General features: G+C 61.8%; 19 protein-coding genes. 10 read left to right on the top strand and 9 right to left on the bottom strand.

Annotation, left to right across the window (positions count from 1 at the left end; translation table 11 throughout):
• The first annotated feature begins 33 nt into the window (after positions 1-33).
• From I6E60_RS00400 to I6E60_RS00370, 7 genes are all read left to right on the top strand, one after another.
• Positions 34-1278: a hypothetical protein gene (locus I6E60_RS00400; protein ID WP_197178302.1), complete on the top strand. Its 1245-nt coding sequence runs from the start codon at positions 34-36 to the stop codon at positions 1276-1278.
• Positions 1271-2317, top strand: a complete 1047-nt coding sequence (locus tag I6E60_RS00395; protein WP_197178301.1) for an aldose 1-epimerase family protein — start codon at positions 1271-1273, stop codon at positions 2315-2317. The genes I6E60_RS00400 and I6E60_RS00395 overlap by 8 nt, the downstream gene beginning before the upstream one ends.
• Positions 2314-3825 (top strand): sugar ABC transporter ATP-binding protein, encoded by a 1512-nt coding sequence (locus I6E60_RS00390; protein WP_231601078.1) that lies wholly within the window; start codon positions 2314-2316, stop codon positions 3823-3825. The genes I6E60_RS00395 and I6E60_RS00390 overlap by 4 nt, the downstream gene beginning before the upstream one ends.
• Entirely contained in the window at positions 3822-4805 is a 984-nt protein-coding gene (locus I6E60_RS00385; protein ID WP_197178300.1) for an ABC transporter permease, read from the top strand. The genes I6E60_RS00390 and I6E60_RS00385 overlap by 4 nt, the downstream gene beginning before the upstream one ends.
• Positions 4802-5824, top strand: a complete 1023-nt coding sequence (locus tag I6E60_RS00380) for an ABC transporter permease (protein WP_197178299.1) — start codon at positions 4802-4804, stop codon at positions 5822-5824. Before I6E60_RS00385 ends, I6E60_RS00380 begins: the two co-directional genes overlap by 4 nt.
• Entirely contained in the window at positions 5821-6801 is a 981-nt protein-coding gene (locus I6E60_RS00375) for a sugar ABC transporter substrate-binding protein (RefSeq protein WP_197178296.1), read from the top strand. Before I6E60_RS00380 ends, I6E60_RS00375 begins: the two co-directional genes overlap by 4 nt.
• Positions 6802-6892: 91 nt before the next feature.
• Positions 6893-8029, top strand: a complete 1137-nt coding sequence (locus tag I6E60_RS00370; protein WP_197178294.1) for a Gfo/Idh/MocA family protein — start codon at positions 6893-6895, stop codon at positions 8027-8029.
• Here the strand turns inward: I6E60_RS00370 and I6E60_RS00365 are convergent.
• The gene (locus I6E60_RS00365; protein ID WP_197178292.1) at positions 7994-9043 is read right to left on the bottom strand and encodes a LacI family DNA-binding transcriptional regulator; all 1050 of its coding nucleotides are present in this window, start codon (positions 9041-9043) and stop codon (positions 7994-7996) included. The genes I6E60_RS00370 and I6E60_RS00365 overlap by 36 nt on opposite strands.
• A gap of 87 nt (positions 9044-9130) precedes the next feature.
• Positions 9131-10297: an L-rhamnose isomerase gene (gene rhaI / locus I6E60_RS00360; RefSeq protein ID WP_197178290.1), complete on the bottom strand. Its 1167-nt coding sequence runs from the start codon at positions 10295-10297 to the stop codon at positions 9131-9133.
• Between the two features lie 208 nt (positions 10298-10505).
• Here rhaI and I6E60_RS00355 point away from each other — a divergent pair, with 208 nt between their 5' ends.
• On the top strand, positions 10506-11528 hold the full coding sequence (locus I6E60_RS00355; RefSeq protein WP_197178289.1) for a LacI family DNA-binding transcriptional regulator: 1023 nt from the start codon (positions 10506-10508) through the stop codon (positions 11526-11528).
• A 29-nt stretch (positions 11529-11557) separates the two neighbouring features.
• Here the strand turns inward: I6E60_RS00355 and I6E60_RS00350 are convergent, their stop codons facing one another.
• From I6E60_RS00350 to I6E60_RS00335, 4 genes are read right to left on the bottom strand one after another with little or no spacing between them, the layout of a single operon-like run.
• On the bottom strand, positions 11558-12763 hold the full coding sequence (locus I6E60_RS00350) for a cytochrome P450 (protein WP_197178287.1): 1206 nt from the start codon (positions 12761-12763) through the stop codon (positions 11558-11560).
• Entirely contained in the window at positions 12760-13992 is a 1233-nt protein-coding gene (locus tag I6E60_RS00345; protein WP_197178285.1) for an NAD(P)/FAD-dependent oxidoreductase, read from the bottom strand. The genes I6E60_RS00350 and I6E60_RS00345 overlap by 4 nt, the downstream gene beginning before the upstream one ends.
• Before the next feature lie 3 nt (positions 13993-13995).
• Positions 13996-14187 (bottom strand): ferredoxin, encoded by a 192-nt coding sequence (locus I6E60_RS00340; RefSeq protein ID WP_129072814.1) that lies wholly within the window; start codon positions 14185-14187, stop codon positions 13996-13998.
• A 50-nt stretch (positions 14188-14237) separates the two neighbouring features.
• Positions 14238-15206: a hypothetical protein gene (locus tag I6E60_RS00335; RefSeq protein WP_197178283.1), complete on the bottom strand. Its 969-nt coding sequence runs from the start codon at positions 15204-15206 to the stop codon at positions 14238-14240.
• Between the two features lie 143 nt (positions 15207-15349).
• On the opposite strand from I6E60_RS00335, the gene I6E60_RS00330 reads away from it, so the two are divergent.
• Positions 15350-16189 (top strand): AraC family transcriptional regulator, encoded by an 840-nt coding sequence (locus I6E60_RS00330; RefSeq protein WP_197178281.1) that lies wholly within the window; start codon positions 15350-15352, stop codon positions 16187-16189.
• A 93-nt stretch (positions 16190-16282) separates the two neighbouring features.
• Here the strand turns inward: I6E60_RS00330 and I6E60_RS00325 are convergent, their stop codons facing one another.
• The 3 genes from I6E60_RS00325 to I6E60_RS00315 form a co-directional block, all read right to left on the bottom strand.
• Positions 16283-17113: a carbohydrate ABC transporter permease gene (locus tag I6E60_RS00325; protein ID WP_197178279.1), complete on the bottom strand. Its 831-nt coding sequence runs from the start codon at positions 17111-17113 to the stop codon at positions 16283-16285.
• Positions 17110-18045, bottom strand: a complete 936-nt coding sequence (locus I6E60_RS00320; protein ID WP_129072818.1) for a carbohydrate ABC transporter permease — start codon at positions 18043-18045, stop codon at positions 17110-17112. The genes I6E60_RS00325 and I6E60_RS00320 overlap by 4 nt, the downstream gene beginning before the upstream one ends.
• Positions 18046-18138: 93 nt before the next feature.
• Entirely contained in the window at positions 18139-19449 is a 1311-nt protein-coding gene (locus I6E60_RS00315; protein WP_197178277.1) for an ABC transporter substrate-binding protein, read from the bottom strand.
• A 248-nt stretch (positions 19450-19697) separates the two neighbouring features.
• Between I6E60_RS00315 and I6E60_RS00310 the strand changes: the two genes are divergently transcribed.
• Positions 19698-22373 carry an alpha-L-rhamnosidase gene (locus tag I6E60_RS00310; RefSeq protein ID WP_197178275.1) on the top strand — a complete coding sequence of 892 codons (2676 nt, stop codon included), beginning with the start codon at positions 19698-19700 and terminating at the stop codon, positions 22371-22373.
• Positions 22374-22409 lie beyond the last annotated feature (36 nt).

Raw genomic sequence — 22409 nt, 5'->3', positions numbered from 1 at the left:
TGCAGCACCGGCTCGGAAGAAGGAGAATCGCACATGGTTGATGGAGCGTACGAGAACGTCGCATCCAGCGCATCCGGAATGGATCGCGCACTGGAAGCAGGGCAGGGCATTGTTCAGCTCGCCCCCACCTGGGTTCCCCGCGCGTTCTGCACTCCCGGCCGCCGCATCCGTCTTCACCCGGATGACTACTTCCCCTTCGCCCAAGGCCGTGGCGGCATCGATGAGCGCTGGCTCTCCTCCGCCGTTCGCGCCGACAACGGACCTCTCACAGGAGCCAATGAAGGCCTCAGCCTCGTCGTTGACCCCGATGGTGGAGCGCTGCTTCCGTTCGACGAGTTCGTGGGACACCACAAGGGCGAAGCGATCGGTGAGCGTCTCTGGACGCAGCACGAGAAGTGGCCGATGTACTCGAAGTTCTTCGACAACCAGCAGGCTCTTCCCTTCCACGTGCACCACACCGACGAAAAAGCAGCGCTCGTCGACAAGCCAGGCAAGCCCGAGGCCTACTACTACTCGCCTCACATGAACAACCACCTGGGCGACCAGCCGATCTCGTTCCTCGGTTTCCAGCCTGAGGTCACCACCGATCAGGTGAAAGCCCGCCTCATGCGCTTCGGCGATGGTGGAGACAACCGCATCACCGATCTTTCGCGCGGCTACCGCACTCAGCTCGGCACCGGCTGGGACATCCCCTCCGGTGTGCTGCACGCTCCCGCCAGCATCTGCACCTACGAGCCCCAGGCCGCGTGCGACGTCTTCTGCATGTGTGAGTCGTGGAGCAACAACCGTGAGGTTCCCGAAGAACTGCTCTGGAAGGATGTTCCGCCGGAGCACCACGGCGACTTCGACTTCATCATTTCCTTACTCGACTGGGAAAAGAACACCGACCCCAACTTCGTCACGAACCGCTTCATGGCGCCGTACTCGACCGCACAGTCGTTGGCTGATGGCGAGACTGCCTACGTTGAAAAGTGGATCGTGTACCGCTCGCCGCACTTCAGCGCCAAGGAGCTTACGGTTCGCCCCGGCCAGTCCGTCACCGTGACGGATGCCGACGCTTACGGCCTCATCGCTGTGCAGGGAACCGGAACACTCGGCAACCACGACATCGCCGCCGCCACGCTCATCCGTTTCGGACAGCTCAGCCAAGACGAGTTCTTCGTCACCGAGGCTGCTGCCCGCGCCGGCGTCACCATCACCAACCGTTCCGCTACTCAAGACCTCGTCATTCTCAAGCACTTCGGTCCTGAGAACGCCGAATTGGGACTCCATGTCTAACGTTTTTGGTCGCGAGGGAACGGCCCTGAGAGAGCGCGTAGGTTCGCTCTCTCAGGTCGTTCGACTCGATAGCTTCGTGGAGGCCGAGGGGCCTGCGCGGGGTGCTCGTCGACTCCGGATGGTGAACGGCAGCGGGATGGAGGTCGAACTTCATCCGGACCGCGCGCTCGACATTGGGCAGGTCACGTTCGACGGCATCCCCATCGCGTGGATCTCGCCGACCGAGATCACCGCCCCCGAAGCGTTTGAGCCCGAGGGTGCTGGCTGGTTGCGCACCTTCGGCGGAGGACTGCTCGCCACCTGTGGCCTCGACACGTTCGGGCCGGCCGGTGAGGACGCGGGTCAGACCTTGGGATTGCACGGTCGTATTGGTGCGCAGAAAGCTCGCGTCACCCGTGCCGAAGCAACTGACAGCGAAGTTGTGGTCGAGGCCGTCACCCGCCAGGCCGCCGTCTTCGGCGAGAACCTCACGCTTCAGCGCACGATTTCGGCTGAGGTCGGCACTACGTCATTTTTGCTCGAAGACACCGTCACTAACGAGTCGTTCGTCGAGCAGCCGCACATGATTTTGTACCACATCAACCTCGGATGGCCGCTGCTGTCGGAGAATACCGTGGTCGATATTCCTTCCCGCGAGACCGTCGCGCGCGACGCCGAGGGTGAGAAAGGTATCGACGCTTGGCAGACAGGCGCCGCACCCACTCCCGGTTTCGCGGAACAAGTTTTCCGCCATACGATCGGCGACGAGCCAGCGGCGCAGGTGCGGGTGTCGAACCCCGACCTTGGTGTGGAACTGATCGTCGAATTCTCGGGTCTCGAACTTCCGTGGCTCTACCAGTGGAAGATGGTGGGTCAGGGTCACTACGCATTGGGAATCGAACCCACCAACACCCCCAATGTTTTTGGACGCAGCGCAGCACGTGCGGCCGGCGAGCTCGCCTCGATCCCTGCGGCGCAGAGCGTCAGCTACAGCGTGCGATTTACACTTCAGCGAATTTCTGAATCACACACAGTTCGCGATGAGGGGAGTTCAGTATGACAACCGATTCGACACCCGCAGTCGCTCTGCGGATGACCGGGATCACTAAGTCCTTTCCTGGCGTTATGGCGCTTCAGGACGTTGATCTGGAAATCAACGAGGGCGAAGTGCATGCCATCGTCGGAGAAAACGGCGCAGGCAAGTCCACGCTGATGAAGATCTTGGCGGGCTTCTACCAGCCCGACAAGGGGCAGATCGAAGTCGGCGGCCGCAAGGCAACCCACTGGACCCCGCGTGAAGCCCGCAGTCGCGGCATCGGCATGATCTACCAAGAACTCAATCTCGTTCCCGACCTGTCGGTCTCTGAAAACATCAGCCTCGGCGCTATGCCCAAGCGTGGCCCCTTTGTTGATTACCGTGCGATGAACGCCAAGGCAGAAGCCGTGCTGCGTGAACTCGACACCGACATCGATCCGGGGACTCGTCTGGGCGACCTCTCTATTAGCCAGCAGCAACTGGTCGAGATCGCCAAGGTCGTTGCCCGCCAGCCCAATGTGGTGGTGTTCGATGAGCCAACGTCATCGCTGGGTGACAAAGAGACCCGCGTACTTTTCGATGTCATCACTAAGATGCGTGACCGCGGCATCGCCATCATCTACATCAGCCATCGCCTTCAAGAGGTCATGGAGATTGGCGACCGTGTCACGGTTCTTCGCGACGGACGCCACATCGAGACACGCGACGTTGCGGGGATCACCCCGGATGAGATGGTCAGTCTCATGGTCGGTCGCGACCTCAACGAAATGTTCCCCAAGTTCGACCTCGAGCTCGGCGAGCAAGTCCTGTCGATTGAGGGCGCATCGCGCGCCGGTCAATTCGACAACGTGACTCTGGATGTTCGCAAGCACGAGATTGTCGGACTCGCGGGCCTCGTCGGCTCCGGCCGCACCGAAGTTGCTCGCGCCCTGTTTGGCCTCGATCCGCTGGAGGAGGGCACCATCACCCTCGCCGGCGCGACGGTAAAAATTCGTTCACCCCGTCAGGCGGTTGCGGCCGGTATTGCTCTCGTTCCCGAAGACCGCAAGGGCCAGGGCATCATTCCTGGGTTGTCGGTTCGGGAAAACTTCACCCTTCCCGTCATCACTCGGCTCACGAACGCGATGCTCATCTTTTTGGGGAAGGAACGCAAGATCGTCACCGAGCTTGCCGACCGTCTCAAGGTCAACCCGCCTCAGGTCGAGCGTCCGCTCAACGTGTTCAGCGGCGGAAACCAGCAGAAAGTCGTTCTCGGCAAGTGGCTGCTTTCGGAACCGAAACTCCTCATTCTTGACGAGCCCACCCGTGGCGTCGATGTGGGAGCTAAGGCCGACATCCACCACATCATCGGTGAATTTGCTCAAGACGGCGGCGGAGTGCTCATGATCAGCTCCGAACTGCCCGAACTGCTCGCCGTCTGCGACCGCATCTTCGTCTTGCACGAAGGTGTCATTGCAGGCGAAATTTCCCGCGCGGATGCCACTGAAGAGTCGGTTATGCGTGCCGCAACAGGTCAGGAGGTAGCCGCATGAATCAGCTCGTCGCACCCGCGAAAAGTCTCGACAAGAGCAAGACACCCGGCGCACTGTTCAGCACGCTGAGCATTCCCATTGCAATTCTGGTGCTCGTCGTTATCGGGTCCATTGCGTCACCATCGTTCCTGACGGTCAATAACCTGACCAACGTGCTCAACGCCAACTCGGCCGTCGGCCTGATCGCCCTCGGGATGACGTTCGTGATGGTGACGGGAGGTCTTGCTGACCTCTCGGTGCCGGCCAACGTCGCTATGGGAGCCCTCGTCACTCTCGGTGCTCAAGAAACAATGGGCACCGCGCCGGCCGCGCTGATGGGCTTGCTCGTTGCGAGCATGGGAGGTGTCGTCAACGGACTCCTGATCGGCTACCTGCGCATCAACCCGATCATCGCGACGCTCGGCACCGGCTCTGTTCTTCTCGGCCTGAGCCAGTTGCTCGTCGGTGGTGGCATTGTGTACGCCCAACCGAGTGCTCTCTCCACCTTCGTGAAGAGCAGCATCCTGGGCATCCCGGTGTTCATCTGGATCTTCATCTTCGTGGCGTTGATTCTGCACCCGCTGCTCGCCCGAACCTCGTTTGGTCGCTGGAGTCTTGCGGTGGGTGGCAACTACCAAGCAGCTCAGGCCAGCGCGGTTCCCGTGCGATTCACCAAGGCCGCCGCGTTCGCCATGACAGGGTTTCTGGCCGGGCTGTGTGGAGTGCTTCTCGCTCTCAGCAACGGCCAAGCACGCCCCATCATCGGCACCGGCTACGAGTTCGTGGCCATCACCGCAGTGGTGATCGGCGGAACGAGCGTGTTCGGCGGCAACGGTAGCGTGCTGCGCACCGTCGGCGGCGTGCTCATCACCGCCCTCATCGGCAACTTGATCATCTTGCTCGGCTTCCCCAGCCAAGCAACCGGACTCATCACGGGCGCCATCGTGCTCGGAGCCGTCGGCATCGACGCGTACTTTCGTCGGAAGGCAGGAAGACTGTGAAAAACTTCGACTTCGCACTACTCGGTACTCGTGCGGTTCAGTACCGCCTGGTCATCATGCTCATTGCGGTCGCCGTCTTTGGTGGTCTGAGCCTCGACGACTTCCTCACCGTCAACACCCTTCAGTCAGTGCTCGACCGGGCCACCGTTGTCGGGTTTCTCGCCCTCGGCCTCACCCCGGTGCTGATCGCTGGCCAGATCGACCTCTCTATTGGATCGATAATGTCGATGGCAGGCATCACCACGATCTTCATGCAGCCGGTCATCGGCAACGTTCCGGCCGCTGCCGCTGGAGTTGCCGTGGGCATCCTGATCGGTGCGGTCAATGCGTTGATGGTGGTGGTGTTCAAGATCAACTCGCTCGTGGCGACCTTGGCCACACTGCTGATCTTTGCGTCACTCGCGCTGCTGCTGACGAACTCGTATCCGCTGAGCTCAGAAGACCCCATCTTCGGTCTTCCGTTGACAGCTGACTTCCTCTGGATACTCACGCCACGATCGGCGATCTTCTTGATCGCTGCCGTACTGATGTTCGTGTGGCTCAAGCTCACTCCCACCGGTCGTAACCTCTACGCGGTGGGCAGCGATGCCTCGGCCGCCACCTCCAGCGGTATCTACGCCAACGGCTACATCGCCGCATCCTTCGTTCTGTCGGGCTTCTTTGCCGGGCTTGCCGGGATGATGCAGTCGCTGAGTACCGCCGCAGGTTCTCCTGTCGCTGGTGCCGTGATGTTGATTCCTGCGATTACCGCCGTGGTCATCGGTGGCACCCGACTTGAAGGTGGCCGCGGCTCGTCGCTCGCCACCCTCGGCGGAGTGCTCGCCCTCGGTGCCCTCACGACGGCCCTCGAATACAACGGCGTTCCGTCGTACACCCAGGCCATCTACACCGGCCTTCTGCTGATTCTTCTGATCAGCCTCGACCGCATTGTCTCCGGACATGGCGGCGCATCTTCCCGCGCGCAGAGAAGCGTGAGGGTCGCACCAAGAAACACACCACTTCCTAGGAGGACCGCATGATTGCACGTCGTAATATCCTCGTCGCCTCGGCTGCTGCCACGCTTCTGTTCGCAGTTGCAGGCTGCACCGCCGCAGACACGGACACAGCATCCGGCGACGCAGGCAGTGTCGAAGGCAAGAGCATTTGCTATGTCACACTCGCCAATTCGCACCCCTACGTCACCCCTGCCAACGAGGGCGCTCAGGCCGCTGCTGATGCAGCCGGTGTAGAGCTCACCATCGTCAGCGAAGAGTTCTCGGCTCAGACCGGTGCAGAACAGCTCAACTCCTGCGTTTCGCGCGGTGTTGACGGCATCCTGCTCTGGCCAGCAGACGAGAACAGCTACCTGCCTGGACTGCTTAAGGCAGAGCAGGCCGGCATCCCCGTCGTCGCTATTGACACCCGTGCCGGAGACGAGTCGATGGAACTCATCGCGTCCTTCGCCGGTGCTGACAAGTACGACCAGGGCAAGATCAGCGCCCAGCAGCTCGACGCAGCACTCGAGAGCACCGGTGGCATCGTCGTCATCGCAGGTCAAGCCGGAAACGGTACCGAGATCGCCCGCAGTGGTGGCTTCGTTGACGAACTCGCGAGCATGGGTTCAGGCCTCGAGATCCTCGCCACGGTCAACGCTGACTTCGACCAGCAGAAGGCTCTCGTAGCTTCGCGCGACCTCATCACCAAGTTCGGTGACCAGATCAAGGGCGTTTACGCTCAGGATGACACGATGGCCAAGGGCTTCCTGCAGGCACTCGAGGAGAGCGGACTCGACTTCGTTCCTGTTGTTGTCGGTATCAACGGTGAGGCCGGAGCCTTCGACAACATTCGCGAAGGAAAGCAGTACAGCACGATCCTTCAGCCTCCTTTCCGCAACGGTGAGCTTGCCATCGAAACCCTCATCTCTGTGATGAAGGGTGAGACGGTTCCCGAGATGGTTCCGCTGGAGAACACCATCGTCGACATCAACAACGTTGACGACTTGGAGCCCGCTCTCTAAATCGAGAGCGAGCAAGAATTGGTGGGGCCACGCTGCAAAGCGTGGCCCCACGTTCTTAACCCCATTCCTTAATGAAGAGGAGAACAAGCACATGACTAGCACGGCGGTAACAACCATTGGTATCGGGCTCATCGGTGATGGGTTGATGGCGAAAGAGCATTCGATGGCGTGGCGCAATGTGCGCGCGGTGTTCGGAGACCTGCCCCTTGAGCCGCGACTGGTCACGCTTGTTCATCCCACCCTCGCGCGAGCGGAGAGCGCCGCCGCTCAGTACGGCTTCGAGCGAGCATCCGACTCGTGGCAGGACGTGGTCAACGACCCCGAGATCGACGTGATTAACATCGTGACGCCCAACGCCTTCCACGAAGAGGTTGCGATTGCGGCAGCGCGCGCGGGCAAACACGTCTGGTGCGAGAAACCCTTGGCGCTCACGGTTGAGGGAGCGCTCGCCATGACCGAGGCCGCTGAAGCAGCAGGCATCACGACCCAGGTGGGTTTCACCTACCTGCAGAACCCCGGCATCGCGCTCGCCCGCCAACTCGTTGACGCCGGCGAGCTCGGGCAACTGATCTCCTTCACTGGCTTCTTCAGCGCCGACACCATGATTGACCCTGAAGTGCCGTTCACGTGGCGCACGGATCGGTCGCGTGCCGGTGGGGGAGCGCTCGGTGACCTCGGATCGCACATGATCTCCATCGCGCGCCACCTCGTTGGCGATGTCGCGCGAGTCAGCGGAATGACGAAGATTGTTGTGCCCGAACGCAAAGACGCGGATGGCATCCGTCACGTTGTCGACAACGATGACTACTCGTTGTCGCTGCTCGAGTTCGCGAACGGCGCCATTGGTTCGATGCAGGCCAGTCGGGTGGCAGTCGGGCGAGCCTTTGAGGTCTCGTTCACGCTCACGGGCACTCGCGGAGCGATCCGTTTCAGTCAACAAGACAGCCACAAGTTGGAAGTGTCTCTCGATTCCGATGGTCTCAGCACCCACGGTTTCCGCACGATCGAACTCGGCGAGGGGCACGGTGACTATGCCGACCTATGGCCGATGTCTGGCATCAACATCGGGCTCCACGAACTCAAGATTTTTGAGGTCAAGAAGTTCATCGACGCGATCGCGGCGGGTACGACCTCGTCACCTGATTTCCGTGAGGCGTGGGAGATTCAGAAGGTTATCGACGCCGTCGAGAAATCAGACCAGCAACGCGCTTGGTGCACCGTCTCGTAGCTTCGGAGCCGGGCCGGTGGATGCTCGCACAATGAGTTCAGGCTCGAAGATGACGTGTTCGTGCTCATGGGCTGCACCCTGCTCGATCTCGTCGAGAATCATCCGCACTGCGGTACGGCCGAGCTCTTCTCGTGGTTGGCGCACGGTGGTGAGGGGAACGGTGGCGGCGCTCGCCCAGTCGAGGTCGTCAAAACCGATGATCGACACCTCCTCGGGAACAGCGATGCCGTCGAGCACGAACTCCTGAAGCACGCCCAGGGCGAGCATGTCATTGGCGCAGAACACGGCCGTGGGGCGCTCGTCGCGGGGGAGTGCTGCGATCTGTCGCCCGGCATTGCGGCCGTCGGCGAACTTCCACGTCGGAACGTCAATACGACCGATGTCGGATTCCGGCACGCCAGCCTTCGTCGTCGCGTCGACGAGGCCGTCGAACCGCTGATCGACCTGGCGTGAGATCGCGGAGCCTCCCACGAACGAGATGCGGGTGTGCCCAAGGTCGAGCAGATGTTCACCGGCGAGCTTGCCGCCCGCGAAGTCATCGGTAGCAAGAGAGCAGCACGGTCGGTCGCCAGAGATGCGGTCGACGTAGACGACAGGAATGCCGCGATCGATGAGTTCTTCGAGACGGGGATTACGTTCATCCACTGGCGTGATCATGATGCCGTGCACTCGCTGCTGCACGAGCAAGTCAAGGTTCTGCTGCTCGCGGGACGGGTCTTCGCCGTTGTGCACGATCATCACACCAACGCCGAACTCTTTCGCGGCAGCTTCTGCTCCGAGTGCAACATCGACGAAGAACGGGTTGCCCATATCGGCGAGGGCAAAACCGAGGGTGCGCTCGCGGCCGGGGCGATACTGGCGTGCGTTGGCGACGGGAACGAACTCGAGCTCCTTGATGGAACTGAGCACCTTTTCGCGGGTAGCAGCGTTGACGTAACTGGGGCGGTTGAGTACGTTACTGACCGTACCCGCCGACACTCCCGCGTGCCGCGCTACGTCCCGGATGTTCGCCATTGTGCCTTCCGCTGCCCTTGATTCATTGAACCGAACCAAGTGCTAGCGTACACCCCATTATTGCTGGCTGCGGGCTAGTTAAACCGCCTAGGCTCCCCACCCAGCCTGAACGCCGCCAACGCGCTCTTCGGCGATCTTCTGCTGGTAACCGGATGCCGCGTAGGCCGCCATCGGGTCGGCCGGCAAGCCCCGCGACTCACGCCAGGCAGCAAGGTCAGCGCGCACGTCGGTGTAGAAGGCATCCATCAGAATTCCGTTGGCACCGAGAACGTCGCCGGCGTCTTGCGCGGCAGTGAGAGCATCCGAATCGACGAGCAGTGCGCGAGCAGTCATCTCTTGTACGTTGAGTACCGAACGCAGCTGGCCGGGAACCTTGTCTTCGACGTTGTGGCACTGGTCGAGCATGAAGGCCACGCCGCTGTCGGTGCCATAGCCGCCGCCGCGGACAACTTCGTACAGGATGCGGAACAGCTGGAACGGGTCAGCCGCGCCCACGATGAGGTCGTCGTCGGCGTAGAAGCGTGAGTTGAAGTCGAACGAGCCAAGCTTGCCCAGACGCAGCAGCTGCATCACGATGAACTCGATGTTTGTGCCGGGGGCGTGGTGGCCGGTGTCGAGGCACACGAGCGCGCGCTCGCCGAGGGCGGAAACCTGGGCGTAGCTGGTTCCCCAGTCCGGAACATCCATGTGGTAAAAAGCGGGCTCGAAGAACTTGTACTCGAGCACCATGCGCTGCTCTTCACCGAGGCGGGCGTAAATCTGCTCAAGCGAGTCGGCAAGACGATCCTGGCGACCACGGATGTCGGCCTGGCCGGGGTAGTTTGAGCCGTCAGCAAGCCAGATCTTGAGGTCGCGCGAGCCCGTCTGATCCATCACGTCGATGCACTCGAAGTGGTGGTCAATGGCCTTCTGGCGAATTGTGGGGTCGACGTGGGTGAGTGAACCGAACTTGTAGTCATCGTCTTGGAACGTGTTTGAGTTCACCGTTCCTAGGTCAACGCCGTGGTCCTGAGCGAAGCGGCGCAGGGCGCTGTAGTCATCGACCTTGTCCCACGGGATGTGGAGGGCGACAGTCGGCGACAGTGCCGTGTATTTGTTGACCTGAGCCGCATCCGCAATCTTCTCTTCGGGGGTGCGAGGCGTTCCGGGGGTTCCGAAAACTTTGAATCGTGTGCCCGAGTTACCAAAGGCCCAGGAGGGGAGTTCGATGGCCTGCTCTTCGAGGCGGGTGGCGATGGAGCTGAAGCTAGTCACTGCTGGGTCCTTTGTTCTGCGGAGTGCCGCGTCTCGCCCTCCGATGCGGAGAACGAGACGCCTCACTCATCAACTCGTCATTGAATCGTTTTAAGTCGTTCCCACGAGAATACGTTCTTTTGCCTCATTCCGTCAAGAACTGGCGAATCGTGGCACAATTGAACGATTCAATAAAATGGGGCGATTTCGCCCTCAGGAATGGGATTCAATGAGTACCGTTAGCGTCAAAGATGTCGCTCAGCACGCAGGCGTTTCCGTCGGAACGGTCTCGAACGTCATGAACCATCCGGCCAAGGTCGCGCCGGCCACCGTCAAGAAGGTGCAGCGGGCCATCGAGGCCCTCGGGTTCGTTCGCAACGACGCCGCCCGCCAACTGCGCGATGGCCACAGCAAAACGGTAGGCCTCGTCGTCCTCGACGTGCGCAACCCCTTTTTCACGGATGTCGCTCGCGGTGCCGAAACCCGCGCTGGCAAAGAGGGTCTTTCGATCATCTTGGGCAACAGTGACGAAGACCCTTCGCGCGAGCTCGCCTATCTCGACCTCTTCGAACAGCAACGTTCCCACGGCGTCCTGATCTCGCCGATCGGTGAGATCACGCCACGGTTGACGGCGCTGCGTGATCGCGGCATTCCTGCCGTTCTTGTCGACCGGGCAAGCCCCGACCGCAGCTTCAGTTCGGTCACAGTGGATGACGTGGCAGGCGGCCGAATGGCCGTGGAGCATTTGATCGCCGAAGGCCGCACTCGCATCGTTTTCGTGGGTGGCCCGCTCTCGATCCACCAAGTTGCCGACCGTCTCGAAGGCGCTCGACTTGCCGTGCGCGAACATGATGGTGTCACCCTTGAGGTGATTGACCTTGACTCGCTCAGCGTCATCGCTGGTCGCAAGGCAGGCGCGAGCATCGCCGCGCGCACCGAACGGCCCGACGCCGTTTTCGCCGCCAACGATTTGGTAGCCATGGGCGTTTTACAAGCGCTCATGCTGCAGGGGTCGGATGTGCGGGTTCCCGAAGACATCGCCCTTATCGGCTACGACGACATCGACTTTGCCTCGGCCGCAGTGGTCCCGCTGTCGTCAATCCGTCAGCCAGCAGGAATGATCGGGCACACCGCACTAGAGATTTTGCTTGAAGAAGTTGAAGCGCCCGACATGGCCGCGCGTCACGTTGTCTTCCAGCCGGAGCTGGTCGTACGCCGCTCCACCTCAGCAAGCGCTATCGACTCGATGTAGCCGCGGCGCGGGATGATCGGGGGCGAACGCTACCAGATGACGTTAACCGGTGGCGCTTCGTAGGTGGGCAGGTATGACGCGAGCGGATAGGGCGACTCGAACTCGGCATCGATCAGCGTGAGATCGGGCACGCGCGTCAAGAGCTGTGTGAGTGCTTCGGTAATTTGCACGCGCGCGAACTGCTGCCCGACACAACCGTGGGGGCCGTGGCTGAAGCCGAGGTGGCCGGCAGAGTCGCGTGTGATGTCGAAGGTCGAGGGGTCGTCGAACCGCTCCGGGTCACGGTTAGCGCCCACGGGGGAAACCGTCACGGATTGCCCCTTCGGGATCGTCACGCCCTGAATTTCCATGTCCTCAAGCGCTGTCCGGCTGAAGACGGTGAGGAACATCGTGTTGTAGCGAACGAGCTCTTCAATTGCGCCCGGCAGAAGTTCGGGTTCGCGCTTGAGCAGTTCCCACTGTTCCGGGTGCTTCAAGAGTGTCAAAACCGACATCGAGATCATGTAGGCCACCGAGTCGCGACCGGAGACGGACAGCACCCACGCGAGTCCTTCCACTTCGGCTGCAGTGAGGTCAGAGGCGATGAGGTCGCTAAAGACGTTGTCGCCGGGGGAGAGACGGACGAGTTCGAGAAGTTCGCGGATGACATCGAACTTGCGTTGCGTCGTGGTCGGCTTAGCGAAGGTGTCGCCGAAGAGTTGCACGTGGCTGTCGGGTACACCGAGAACGAGGCAGTGGCTCCGCACCGAGATGGGGGTGGCGAGGTCGGTGGTCACGTTGCCGGGGTTGGGGCCGGCCAAGAAGGCGTCGAGCGTTTCGGTGACGAAACCGCGCACCGCTTCACGACGTCCGCGGGCGGCCTTCACCGAGAAGCGAGCGGTGACCGAACGGCGGATGCGACGGTGCTGGTCGCCATCGAGAGAGAGGATGTCGGCGACGGCCAGGGCATCCTTCGCTTGCTGATCAACGTCGTGGACTTCGCCCTCGGGCGGTCCCAGGAGAAAGCGGCGAGGGTTCTGCGTAAAGCGCGGATCCTCGAGCACTGCCTGCGCCATCCCGAACTGGGTGACGAGCAGGCCTTCGTGGTCATCGGCGAAACGAATCGGCGTGGCCGGGCCGTTCTCGCGGAATTCGGCGAGAGCCGGGGTGGGAACGTGCGGGTTGCCGTCGAGCGGAAGTGCCGAGGAGCGCCCGGTGAAGGGGCACACTCCGGCGGCAGCGGGGGTGGTTGTCATGACTGTCCTCCTGGAGGGGCGGTCGAAGGTGTGGTGGTTGTCGCTGGGGCGGGAGTGCCCGAGAGGGTGGCATCGACGGCTGGCCGGGCCTGCCGAAAGTAGCGGGACATGTTGCTGGCGACGACTCCGTGGGGGAGCCCATCGAGCATGCTGAGGGCTACGAAGTCTCCGCTTTCACGGTCGCCGTGCGTCGTGACGAGTTCGGCCTCTGCGGGGAATCGCCCGTAGGCCTGAAAACGAACGCCGTAGAGCTCGCTCCAAAAGAAGGGAACCGGGGGTTCAGCCTTCTCGCCCGTAGCGATGTGGCGTGCAACGGCTTGACCGTGTTGGAGCGCTGTCAGTTGGTGCTCGTCAGGGAGCCAGCGGCCGGTGCGAGAGTCGTGCCAGGCGGCGACGTCGCCGACGGCATAGATGTTTTCCGCGCACTGTCCGTGCGAGTCACAGTTCAGTGCTGGGGAGGTGGTGAGGCCGCTCGATTCGAGCCACTCCACATTCGGGATGGCGCCAACAGCGGCGACAACGGTGTCGGCGTCGAGCTGCTCACCCGAGGTTAGAGTCACGTGGGCCGTCGTGCCGTCGTGCGTGATCGAGGCGACGCCCTCAGCTAAACGCAACTCAACGTCATTCTGCGCGTGAAGTCGTTCGAGGCGTTGTGTCAACAGATCGCGAACCGAACCCAACGTCAGGGCCCCGGAGCGGCCGACGATTGTCACGGCGCACCCCTTCTTGCGAGCCGCCGCGGCGATTTCTGACCCGAGAACTCCGGAGCCAATGACAACGACGGAGCGGGAGTTTTCGAGGCGTTCGCGAAGCAGCATCGAGTCTTCGCGAGTGCGCAACGTGAGCGCTACGTGGTCTGGGTCGACGCTGGCCGGCAACTGGCGAGCCCGGGCACCGGTGGCGATCACAAGCGTGCCGTAAGAAATGTCGCCGCGGTTCGTGGAGACACTGCGCTCGGCCGTATTCAGCGCGTGAGCGGTCACGTCAGTGTGGAGGTCGATGCCGGCACGCTCCGCTGCACCGTCGGCGAAGATGTCTGCCTTCTCCGATTCCCATTCCCCGAGCAACACGTGCTTCGAGAGCGGAGGGCGATTGTAGGGGGCTGAGGTCTCGTTGCCGAGCACGGTGATCGAGCCCGTAAAGCCTTCGTGGCGCAACGACTCTGCTGTGGCGCATCCGGCGGTCGAGGCGCCGATGATCAGCACATCAGAGTGCGACTTCAGTTCCACGATTTACTCGTGAATGGTGATCGCGCGTGCGGGGCACAGCGCGGCAGAGCGTCGAGCGGCGGCATAGCGAGATTCGTCAGGCTCAGCGTTGAGCAGCAACACGATTCCGTCATCGTCCTGGTCGAAAAGGTCTTCTGCCGTGAGAACGCACTGGCCGGCACCGACGCAAGCAGCGGCATCAATTTCGATTTTCATGGGAACTCCTGTGTTCTGGTTCGTGCTGAGGTGCAGTGAGGGTGCTGTGGTTAGGGGGTGCCGACGATGTCGTGCCCGAGCAAGATAGTGCGCCCGCCGATGATCCACTCGGTCAGCACAACGCCGTCTTTGGTCGTGGCAATACCGTGTGGGCTATTGATCTGACCGGGGGCGACTGCGGGGCGCAGCAGGTTGTCACTGTCGCCTTCGTTCGGCCAGGCGCCAACGCGCTCGCGAGGGGAGCGGTTCAGTAGGTCGGTCACGGTGTCGTCGGATGCCACAGCGATCAGTCCGCCGAACAGCTCGGTGACGATAAGACGGTTGTCATACACGGTGATTGAGCTCGGGCTCGTGATGAGGGGGCTGCGCAGCTCGCGAACGTACGCGCCGGTGAGGTCGAACCAGACCAAGCGTTCATTCGAGCGGTCGGCGACGACCACGAGGGTCTCGTCGCCGCGATCGTCGAGCGCGATACCGTGCGGGCAATCGAAGGCTTGGCCAGAGGCTGAGCCATCGATCGTCAGGGTGATGCGACCGTCTTCGAGGCGGTGCACCAGCGAGTGACCGTAGCCATCCGCCACCCAGAGCACGGAACCGGCCGGATCGGTGATGCCGCGTTCCACAGCGAGAGCGGTGGGTCGCCAGCCGACGACGTGCGCTGTCGTGCGGTCGTCGGGGCCGACATCCGTCAGTTCCTTCGAGTCGACGTTAAAGAGGAAGAGCCCGCCGCCGTCAGCCTCGACGCCGATGTCGGCGAGCCAGACTGCGGGGCTAGAGACACCGGGGTCGGTGGCCATGCCGTGGTAGATGCCAGCGCCACAGGGGAGGGTAGTCACTGAGCCGTCGGGCGCGATCACGCTGACGTGTGCGCTGCCCGGAGTCGACACGACAATGCGGCCGTCTGCCAGCACGGCGGCGCCGGAATGCGACCACTCAGCGATCTCCGTGAGTTCAGGAGCAATTTCTCGCCAGCCGTTGCTCGACGCATCGGTGGTGCTGGTCGTGTGCAATGCCGACATCGTTGTCTACCCTTCAGGGCTGAATCCAGCCAAGTTCAATACTTCGATTTGATCGCACATCGCGCACAACTGTTAGCAACCGCTGGTCACGGACTAGCATTTTTCGCGCTTAGTTGTGGGCGCGATGCTTTAGAGTTGCACGCATGGACCGCTACGCACTCACGGGAGTTCTCGGCGCCGATTCCCGCCGAATCGGGGCAGAATCGGTTGATGTGCCCGAGACGATCGAGCCACACGCTCACGATTTCGTCGAAATCGCCCTCGTCGTGAGCGGCCACGGCACGCACATCTCGCGCACGGGAACGGATGATGCGGTTGCGGGTTCGGTGTTCCTTGTGCGGCCGGGAAGCTGGCATTCGTTCGAGCCCATCACCACCATGACGGTGGTGAATGTGTACTTCGATGAGCGAGTGCTTTTCGAGCACTTGCCGTGGCTCTTTACTGATGCCACCTCGTCGCGGCGCCTGCTTTCAGCCGGCACCTCAAGTTGGACCGCACCGGCCGATGTCTTCGGCGATGCCGTGGCCTGGGCGACATCGCTCGAGCAACGCCCGCAGGCGCCTTTCATGATCAGCGTGGGCTTACTGACCTGCATCATGGCGGTGCTCACCGACTTTGGGGATCCGGATCGGGTGGAGCAGGTGGCGACCTCGTCGAGTGACCTGGTGTGGAGTGTCGTGGCACAGATCGTCGCTGATCCGGCCCACGAGTGGTCGGTGCCTGCCGTGGCCGCGGCGGCTAATCTCTCGCCCTCCCACTTCACGCGAATCTTTCGGCGTGAGCTGGGAACGTCTCCCGCACGTTTCATCGCGCAGGTGCGGCTCGAGCGCGCGGCTCTGCTGCTCGTGTCGACCGATCTGGCGGTTGCGCGCGTGGGGGAGCAGGCCGGGATCGACGACGCGAACTACTTTGCCCGCATCTTTCGCAGTGCCTACGGCATCAGCCCCAAGGAGTACCGGGCGGGCATCCACCTTCTCGACTGATCGACGTCAGTGCAGATTAACCACGTCAGTGCAGCTTAACGACGTATGGGTGCTGCCCCGAAGGACAGCACCCATGCGTGGTGGTTATGCGGATTAGCCCTTGACGGCGCCACTCGTCATGCCGGCCACGATCTGCCGCTGGAAGAAGATGTACATTACCAGGGGCGGGATTGTGATGAGCAGAATGTTCGTAAACAGCAGGTTCCACTGAGTATCGAACTGGCTCTGGAAGTTGTAGAGCGTCAGCTGCACGGTGGCGTTTTCGTCACCGGGCAAGAAGTACAACGGGTTCTGGAAGTCGTTGAAGACGAAGACTGCCTGCACCACGATCACCGTGACGATGACGCTCCGCAGCAGGGGGAACGCAACCTGGAAGAAGAGCCGAATGGGGCCTGCTCCGTCGATCGTCGCCGCTTCGTCGAGTTCACGAGGAATGGCGGCAATGAAGGCGCGGAACATCAGCACGGAGAACGAGAGTCCGAACGTGACCTCAATGAGGATCAGACCGGGGAGCGTTCCGAAGAGCTCGAGGCCCTGCAGCACCCAAATGGTCGGCACGACGGCTGGCGGGATGATGAGCCCAGCGAGAACCATGAGGTTGATCGCGGGGTTCCAGCGTGACTGGCGTCGCTGGAGCACCCAGCCCACCATGGCGGAAAATAGCACCATGAGGGTGACGCTTGCCACTGTCAGCACGGTGGAGTTGATGAACGCCGTGATGAGCATGAAGTCGCGAGTTTGGATAACCTCCACGATGTTCTCGAAGAGAGCGAACTGCTCGGGCCACGAAAACTGCAGGGCTGCGGACTCTTGGCGGGTCTTCGACGCCGTCATCAGGATGAAGGTGAACGGCACGAGGAACACGATGACCGACGCGATAATCGCGAGGGTTCCGGTCAGGATGGAGCGGGTGCGACGTTTCATTGGTCTGCCTCCTTACGGTTGAGGAACCAGAAGATGGGCACAATGATCGCGGTGACGACAACGAAGAGCACCACGTTTCCGGCGCTCGAGAGGCCGTAGAACCCCGCTTGGTACTGCTTGAAGATCACCGAGGCAATCACGTCGCTGGTGAAGCCAGGGCCGCCACGCGTCATCGCCCAAATGAGGTCGAACGATCGCAATCCACCGATGAGGGAGAGGATGACGACGGTCACCATGGCGGGGCGTACCAGCGGCAGTGTGATGTGCCAGAAATTCTGGAAGGGGCTCGCACCATCTGTGGTGGCCGCTTCGAAGTACTCATCCGGGATAGCGACGATTCCGGCGATGAAGATCAGAGTCGCGAGTCCGACGCCGCGCCAGACTTCAACGAAAGCGACGGAGAGCAGGGCGTAGCTGGGGTCGGTGAGCCAGCCTGGGCCGTCGACGCCGATGCCGGCAAGCGCTGTGTTGATGAGTCCGTCGAAGGGATCCATGAGCACGCGGAAGGTGATGCCGACGCCGACAACGGAGACCAGCACGGGGAAGAAGACGACTGAGCGAAGGAAGGTGCGGCCCATGATCTGGCTGGAAAGCAACACAGCCAGCAGCAGGCCGAAGACGACTTTCAGCCCCGAGGTGATGAACCCGAAGATGAAGGTGTTGACGAACCCTTGAATGAGCATGGGCTCACGGAAGAATTGGGCGAAGTTGTCAAAGCCGATGAACTCAATGTCGAAAAGTGACCAGCGAGTAAGACTGAAGTAGAAGCTAGCGATCGTGGGAACCACAAACAGCGTGAAGAAGAGCACGGCCGCCGGGATGTAGAACCACATCGGGTACTGGCTCTTCTGGCGGCTTTTGCGGGGTTTTTCGGGAAGGCGCCCCGGTCGTTTCGACTGGCGCGCGAGCCGCCGCTCGGTGGTTATGGCCATGATGTCTCCGTTGACTGTGATGGATGAATGCGGGGGCCGACTCGAAGTCGAGTCGACCCCCGCGATCGTTTCAGCGTATTGCCGAAGTGCTGGTTACCAGCCTTCGAGTCCGAGCTGCTGTGCCTGCTTGGTGACGTCCTGGTCGTAGAGCGATGCGCCCTCGGCGGCGGAACGGATGCCCGAACCTACCTCAACGGTGATCTGCGGCAGCGACGGTCCCTTGACGGGCGAGAGGAACTCGAGAGCTGCTGCGGTTCCGCCTTCGGTCTCGAAGTAGGGGAGCAGGTCGGCGGTGGCGTTCGGAACGTCATCGGGAAGCACGCAACCTTCGATGAAGTACGGTCCGGTTGCTCCGACGGCGTCGGACTGTACGTCGCAGGCCTCTACCGTTGCGATGAACGCCATGAAGCTCTTGACCTCGTCGGGGTGCTCGGTGTCGGCGGGAGCGTAGATGCCGTTTGCGAGCCACGTGGTGAGACCGTTTGACGGGCCATCTCCCGGCTGGGCGAAGAATCCGATGTCGTCAGCCTGGTCGGGGTAGAGCTCAACTATGGTCGAGACTGCGAAGCTCAGCATGGGGTAGTGAGCACCCTCGCCCTGAGCAAGCATGCGCAGTCCGTCATCGAGGGTCGAGGAGGCGAAGTCTTCGTTGAGGTAGCCGGCTTCGTAAACCTCTTGGAGACGCTCGAAGCCGCGAATGGCTACGTCGTCGTCGGCGTAGTTCACCTTGTTGGCGGTGTAGTCGTCTGCCCAGTTGGGCTCTTCTGCGAGAACGTTGTAGAAGTCTCCGAGAACGAAGAGCTGTGAAGTCCACGCGTCGGTGTAGGTCTGGATGACGGCGTCGTAGCCAGCGTTCGAGATGGCTTCGTTGTTGTCCATGAACTCATCCCACGTGACGGGGACTTCGAGGCCGAGTTCGGCGTAGATGGCCTCGTTGTAGAGAATTCCGCCACCCATGCCGGTTCCGGCGGGAACAGCGTAGACACCGTTCGGCGTGCTCACGCCGTCAATGAAGGTTGACGTGACGGTGTCCATGAAGGGCTCGTCTGCGATGTTAAGCAGCGTCTGGTCGGGGTTGAGCGCCTGCATGAGCGAACCCGAGTTGTACCAGAACAGGTCCGTCATTTCGCCGGTAGCAAGTCGCGTCTTGATGAGGTTGTCGCCCTCTTCGCCACCGGGACGAGTCTGAACGTCGATCTCGATGTCGGGGTTCTGAGCGGTGAATGCTTCGGCGAGCGCCTCTACCGTTGCAATGTTGGCGTCGGTGTTGTCGACGAGCAGCGAAAGTTCAACTTTCCCGTCTGTCGTTGCTCCGCCGGTTGAGCAGCCGGCGATCGTGAGCGAAATTGCTGCTCCAGTCACGAGTGCCGCCATGAGCTTGCTGCGCTTTTTGAATGCGTTCATTTGCTTTACCTCCTTGTAAAGTCGGAATGTTTCTTGGTGCTACATAATTGAATCGGTTCAACGTCCTGAAAGAATACGGGCGAATCCCGAGGCTGTCAATCGGAGTCGATAAATATGAGAATCTATGAGCTTCCGAGGCCCCGATAATCCTTCCCCGCGTGACAAAAAACCCGTAATAAACGTATTTTAATTGAAACGTTTTATGTAGGCTGGAACTTACAACGACGTAAACGAAAGGGCCCCCACCTGTGGCATTCCTACCGACTTTTGATAAGTCTGATGATCGACTTCGGGCAACGTACCTGCGGACCCAGTACACCGACGACCTGATCGGTGTGCCGCGAACGGGGCTGCGCTTGACCTGGTCCCTCGAAGGCGAACAAGCTACGGCGGTCCTCGGCTACCAAATTTCCTGGCGCAACGGCAACGGCAACGGCAACGACACCGAAGAGTCGGTGACCGACCCGACCGAGGGTGCAGGGACATCCGGAGTTCTCGCTCCCGGGGGAGACCTTCCCGCTGCGGGGGTGCGTCACTTTCGCGTTCGCGTTGCAACAGCCGCCGGCTGGACCGCGTGGAGCAGCGAGCTCGGCGTCGAAGCAGGCGTTGACACTCTCAGCGCGGCCGTCATTAGCATTCCCGCCCCACTTGCCGGCGTCTCGCCGTACTTCCGCCGCTCGCTCACGCTGGCCAGCAAGCCCGTGCGGGCGCGGTTGCGCGTGAGTTCGCTCGGCGTTCACGAACTCGCAATCAACGGCACTCGCGTCGGAGAAGAGCACCTCTCTCCAGGCTGGACCGCCTACCAAGAACGCATCGTTGTCGCGACGCACGACGTCACGGCGCTACTCACCGAAGGTGAGAACGTGCTCGGCGCGATGCTCGGCGACGGGTGGTACCGCGGCCGCCTCGGCTGGCGCGACCGCGACGCGATCTACGGCACCGAGTTGGGCCTCATCGCTCAGCTCGAGGTCGAGTTCGCCGATGGCAGCCACGAGGAGTTCCTCACCGATGACTCGTGGCGAGCATCCACGGGCGAGGTCACGGCGTCGAGCATTTATGACGGCACTGACATCGACTTCTCGTTGGAGCCCGCCGGCTGGAGCAGCCCAGGATTCGACGACAGCGCGTGGAGCGCCGTGCAGGTTCTGGATGTCGACCCGGCACTCTTCGTTCCCCGCATTGCGCCCCCGATCCGCACCATCGCAGAGTTCCCGATGACCACGGTCTCGACCGCAGAGCGCACCGTGCTCGATGGCAGCCAGAACATCGCGGGCTGGGTTCGCTTGGTGGTTCGCGGTAAGAAGGGCGACACCGTCACGGTTCGGCATGCAGAGGTGCTCGAGCCCGACGGCGCTCTGCACGTTGCGGCGCTCCGCTCGGCGAAGGCAACAGACACCTACGTGCTCGACAGCGACGGCGAGCACACGCTCGAACCGCGCTTCACCTTCCACGGTTTTCGGTACGCGGATGTGTTGGGTGATGTTGAGATCGTCAGTGCGGTCGGCATCGCCATCAGCTCCGATACCCCGCGCCGCGGCCACTTCGAGAGCTCACACACCGCGCTGAACCGCTTGCACGAGAACGTGCTCTGGTCGCAGCGAGACAACTTCGTCTCAGTTCCGACCGACTGCCCCCAGCGCGATGAGCGCATGGGGTGGACGGGCGACGCCCAGGCCTTCGCGATGACTGCCAACACGATCTTCGACACCGAAAGCTTCTGGCGCTCCTGGCTTCTCGACCTTGAGATTGATCAGGATGACGATGGTGCGGTCGCTGCCGTGGTGCCCAACATGCTCATCGACTCCGACTTCCTTCTTGATGGTGTTCCGACGTCGATCATGGGGCGTGCTGGGTGGGGCGATGCGGCGACAATCGTGCCGTGGTCGATCTACGAGTCCTACGGTTCGACCGAAGTTCTCGAACAGCAGCTTTCGAGCATGCGCCGCTGGGTGGAGTACTTGGCCAACTGGGCGGGCGACGGCATCGTGCTGTCGACCGAGTTCCAGTTCGGTGACTGGCTCGACCCTGATGCCCCGGGCGACCGTCCGTGGGAAGCCAAGGTATCGGCGGACTTCGTGGCGAACGCGTTTTACGCGCACTCGGCTCGACTGCTTGCTCGCTCCGAGCGCTTGGTCGGTGACGCTGACGAAGCAACGCGGATTGACGCGCTCGCCGATGCCGTTGCTGCCGAGACGTGGAAGCGCTGGGGAACCGACGCGCGCAACAGCGCCGCTGGACTTGCGATGGCCATTGAGTTCACGATTGCGCCCGTTGCTGAGCATGAGACTCTCGGAAACGAGCTCGCTCAGCTCGTGCGGGACACCGCCGGTCGCATCACGACCGGCTTCCTCGGCACTCCGTTGGTCTTGCCGGCGCTGACGCGCACGGGCCACAACGACGAAGCATTCCTCATGCTGCTGCGCCGCGATGCTCCGTCGTGGTTGTACCAGGTCGACCGTGGAGCCACGACGATTTGGGAACGCTGGGATGCCATCCAGCCCGATGGTTCGATCCACCAGGGTGACATGGACACGGGCGACTCGATGATCTCGTTCAACCACTACGCGTACGGCGCAGTAATTGACTGGGTCTACCGCACGGTGGCCGGCATTGCTCCCGACGCGGAGCGCCCTGGTTACGAACTCGTGCATGTCGCTCCGCGCCCGGCAGTGGGAATCGACTGGGCGCGAGCCTCTGTCGAATCGCGCGCCGGTGAAGTTGCCATCGACTGGCGTCTTGAGAATGATTCGCTGCTGGCGACGGTCACGCTTCCCATGGGAAGCTCCGGCCTGCTGGATGCCCCAGCCGGCGATTCATCGGTGATTACCGTCGACGGCGTCACGGTAGAGAACGGCGTCGCGCTGAGCGCCGGAACTCACGCCATCGTTGTCACTCAGCCGGTTATTGCCCAGCCCAGTAGCTAGTAGTACTGAGTGGTCGGGCGTTAGCGGGGTAGACCG

Origin of the sequence: Salinibacterium sp. SWN167, assembly GCF_015864665.1 — a bacterium.
Taxonomy (GTDB): Bacteria; Actinomycetota; Actinomycetes; order Actinomycetales; family Microbacteriaceae; genus Rhodoglobus.
The sequence above is the reverse complement of the archived record's forward strand: the minus strand, read 5'-3'. Positions and strand labels throughout refer to the sequence as shown.

Bases quoted from the DNA above. Each gene is read 5' to 3' on its own strand.
- I6E60_RS00400 (WP_197178302.1), top strand. From the start codon at position 34: ATGGTTGATGGAGCGTACGAGAACGTCGCATCCAGCGCATCCGGAATG.
- I6E60_RS00395 (WP_197178301.1), top strand. From the start codon at position 1,271: ATGTCTAACGTTTTTGGTCGCGAGGGAACGGCCCTGAGAGAGCGCGTA.
- I6E60_RS00390 (WP_231601078.1), top strand. From the start codon at position 2,314: ATGACAACCGATTCGACACCCGCAGTCGCTCTGCGGATGACCGGGATC.
- I6E60_RS00385 (WP_197178300.1), top strand. From the start codon at position 3,822: ATGAATCAGCTCGTCGCACCCGCGAAAAGTCTCGACAAGAGCAAGACA.
- I6E60_RS00375 (WP_197178296.1), top strand. From the start codon at position 5,821: ATGATTGCACGTCGTAATATCCTCGTCGCCTCGGCTGCTGCCACGCTT.
- I6E60_RS00370 (WP_197178294.1), top strand. From the start codon at position 6,893: ATGACTAGCACGGCGGTAACAACCATTGGTATCGGGCTCATCGGTGAT.
- I6E60_RS00365 (WP_197178292.1), bottom strand. From the start codon at position 9,043: ATGGCGAACATCCGGGACGTAGCGCGGCACGCGGGAGTGTCGGCGGGT.
- I6E60_RS00355 (WP_197178289.1), top strand. From the start codon at position 10,506: ATGAGTACCGTTAGCGTCAAAGATGTCGCTCAGCACGCAGGCGTTTCC.
- I6E60_RS00350 (WP_197178287.1), bottom strand. From the start codon at position 12,763: ATGACAACCACCCCCGCTGCCGCCGGAGTGTGCCCCTTCACCGGGCGC.
- I6E60_RS00340 (WP_129072814.1), bottom strand. From the start codon at position 14,187: ATGAAAATCGAAATTGATGCCGCTGCTTGCGTCGGTGCCGGCCAGTGC.
- I6E60_RS00335 (WP_197178283.1), bottom strand. From the start codon at position 15,206: ATGTCGGCATTGCACACGACCAGCACCACCGATGCGTCGAGCAACGGC.
- I6E60_RS00330 (WP_197178281.1), top strand. From the start codon at position 15,350: ATGGACCGCTACGCACTCACGGGAGTTCTCGGCGCCGATTCCCGCCGA.
- I6E60_RS00325 (WP_197178279.1), bottom strand. From the start codon at position 17,113: ATGAAACGTCGCACCCGCTCCATCCTGACCGGAACCCTCGCGATTATC.
- I6E60_RS00320 (WP_129072818.1), bottom strand. From the start codon at position 18,045: ATGGCCATAACCACCGAGCGGCGGCTCGCGCGCCAGTCGAAACGACCG.
- I6E60_RS00315 (WP_197178277.1), bottom strand. From the start codon at position 19,449: ATGAACGCATTCAAAAAGCGCAGCAAGCTCATGGCGGCACTCGTGACT.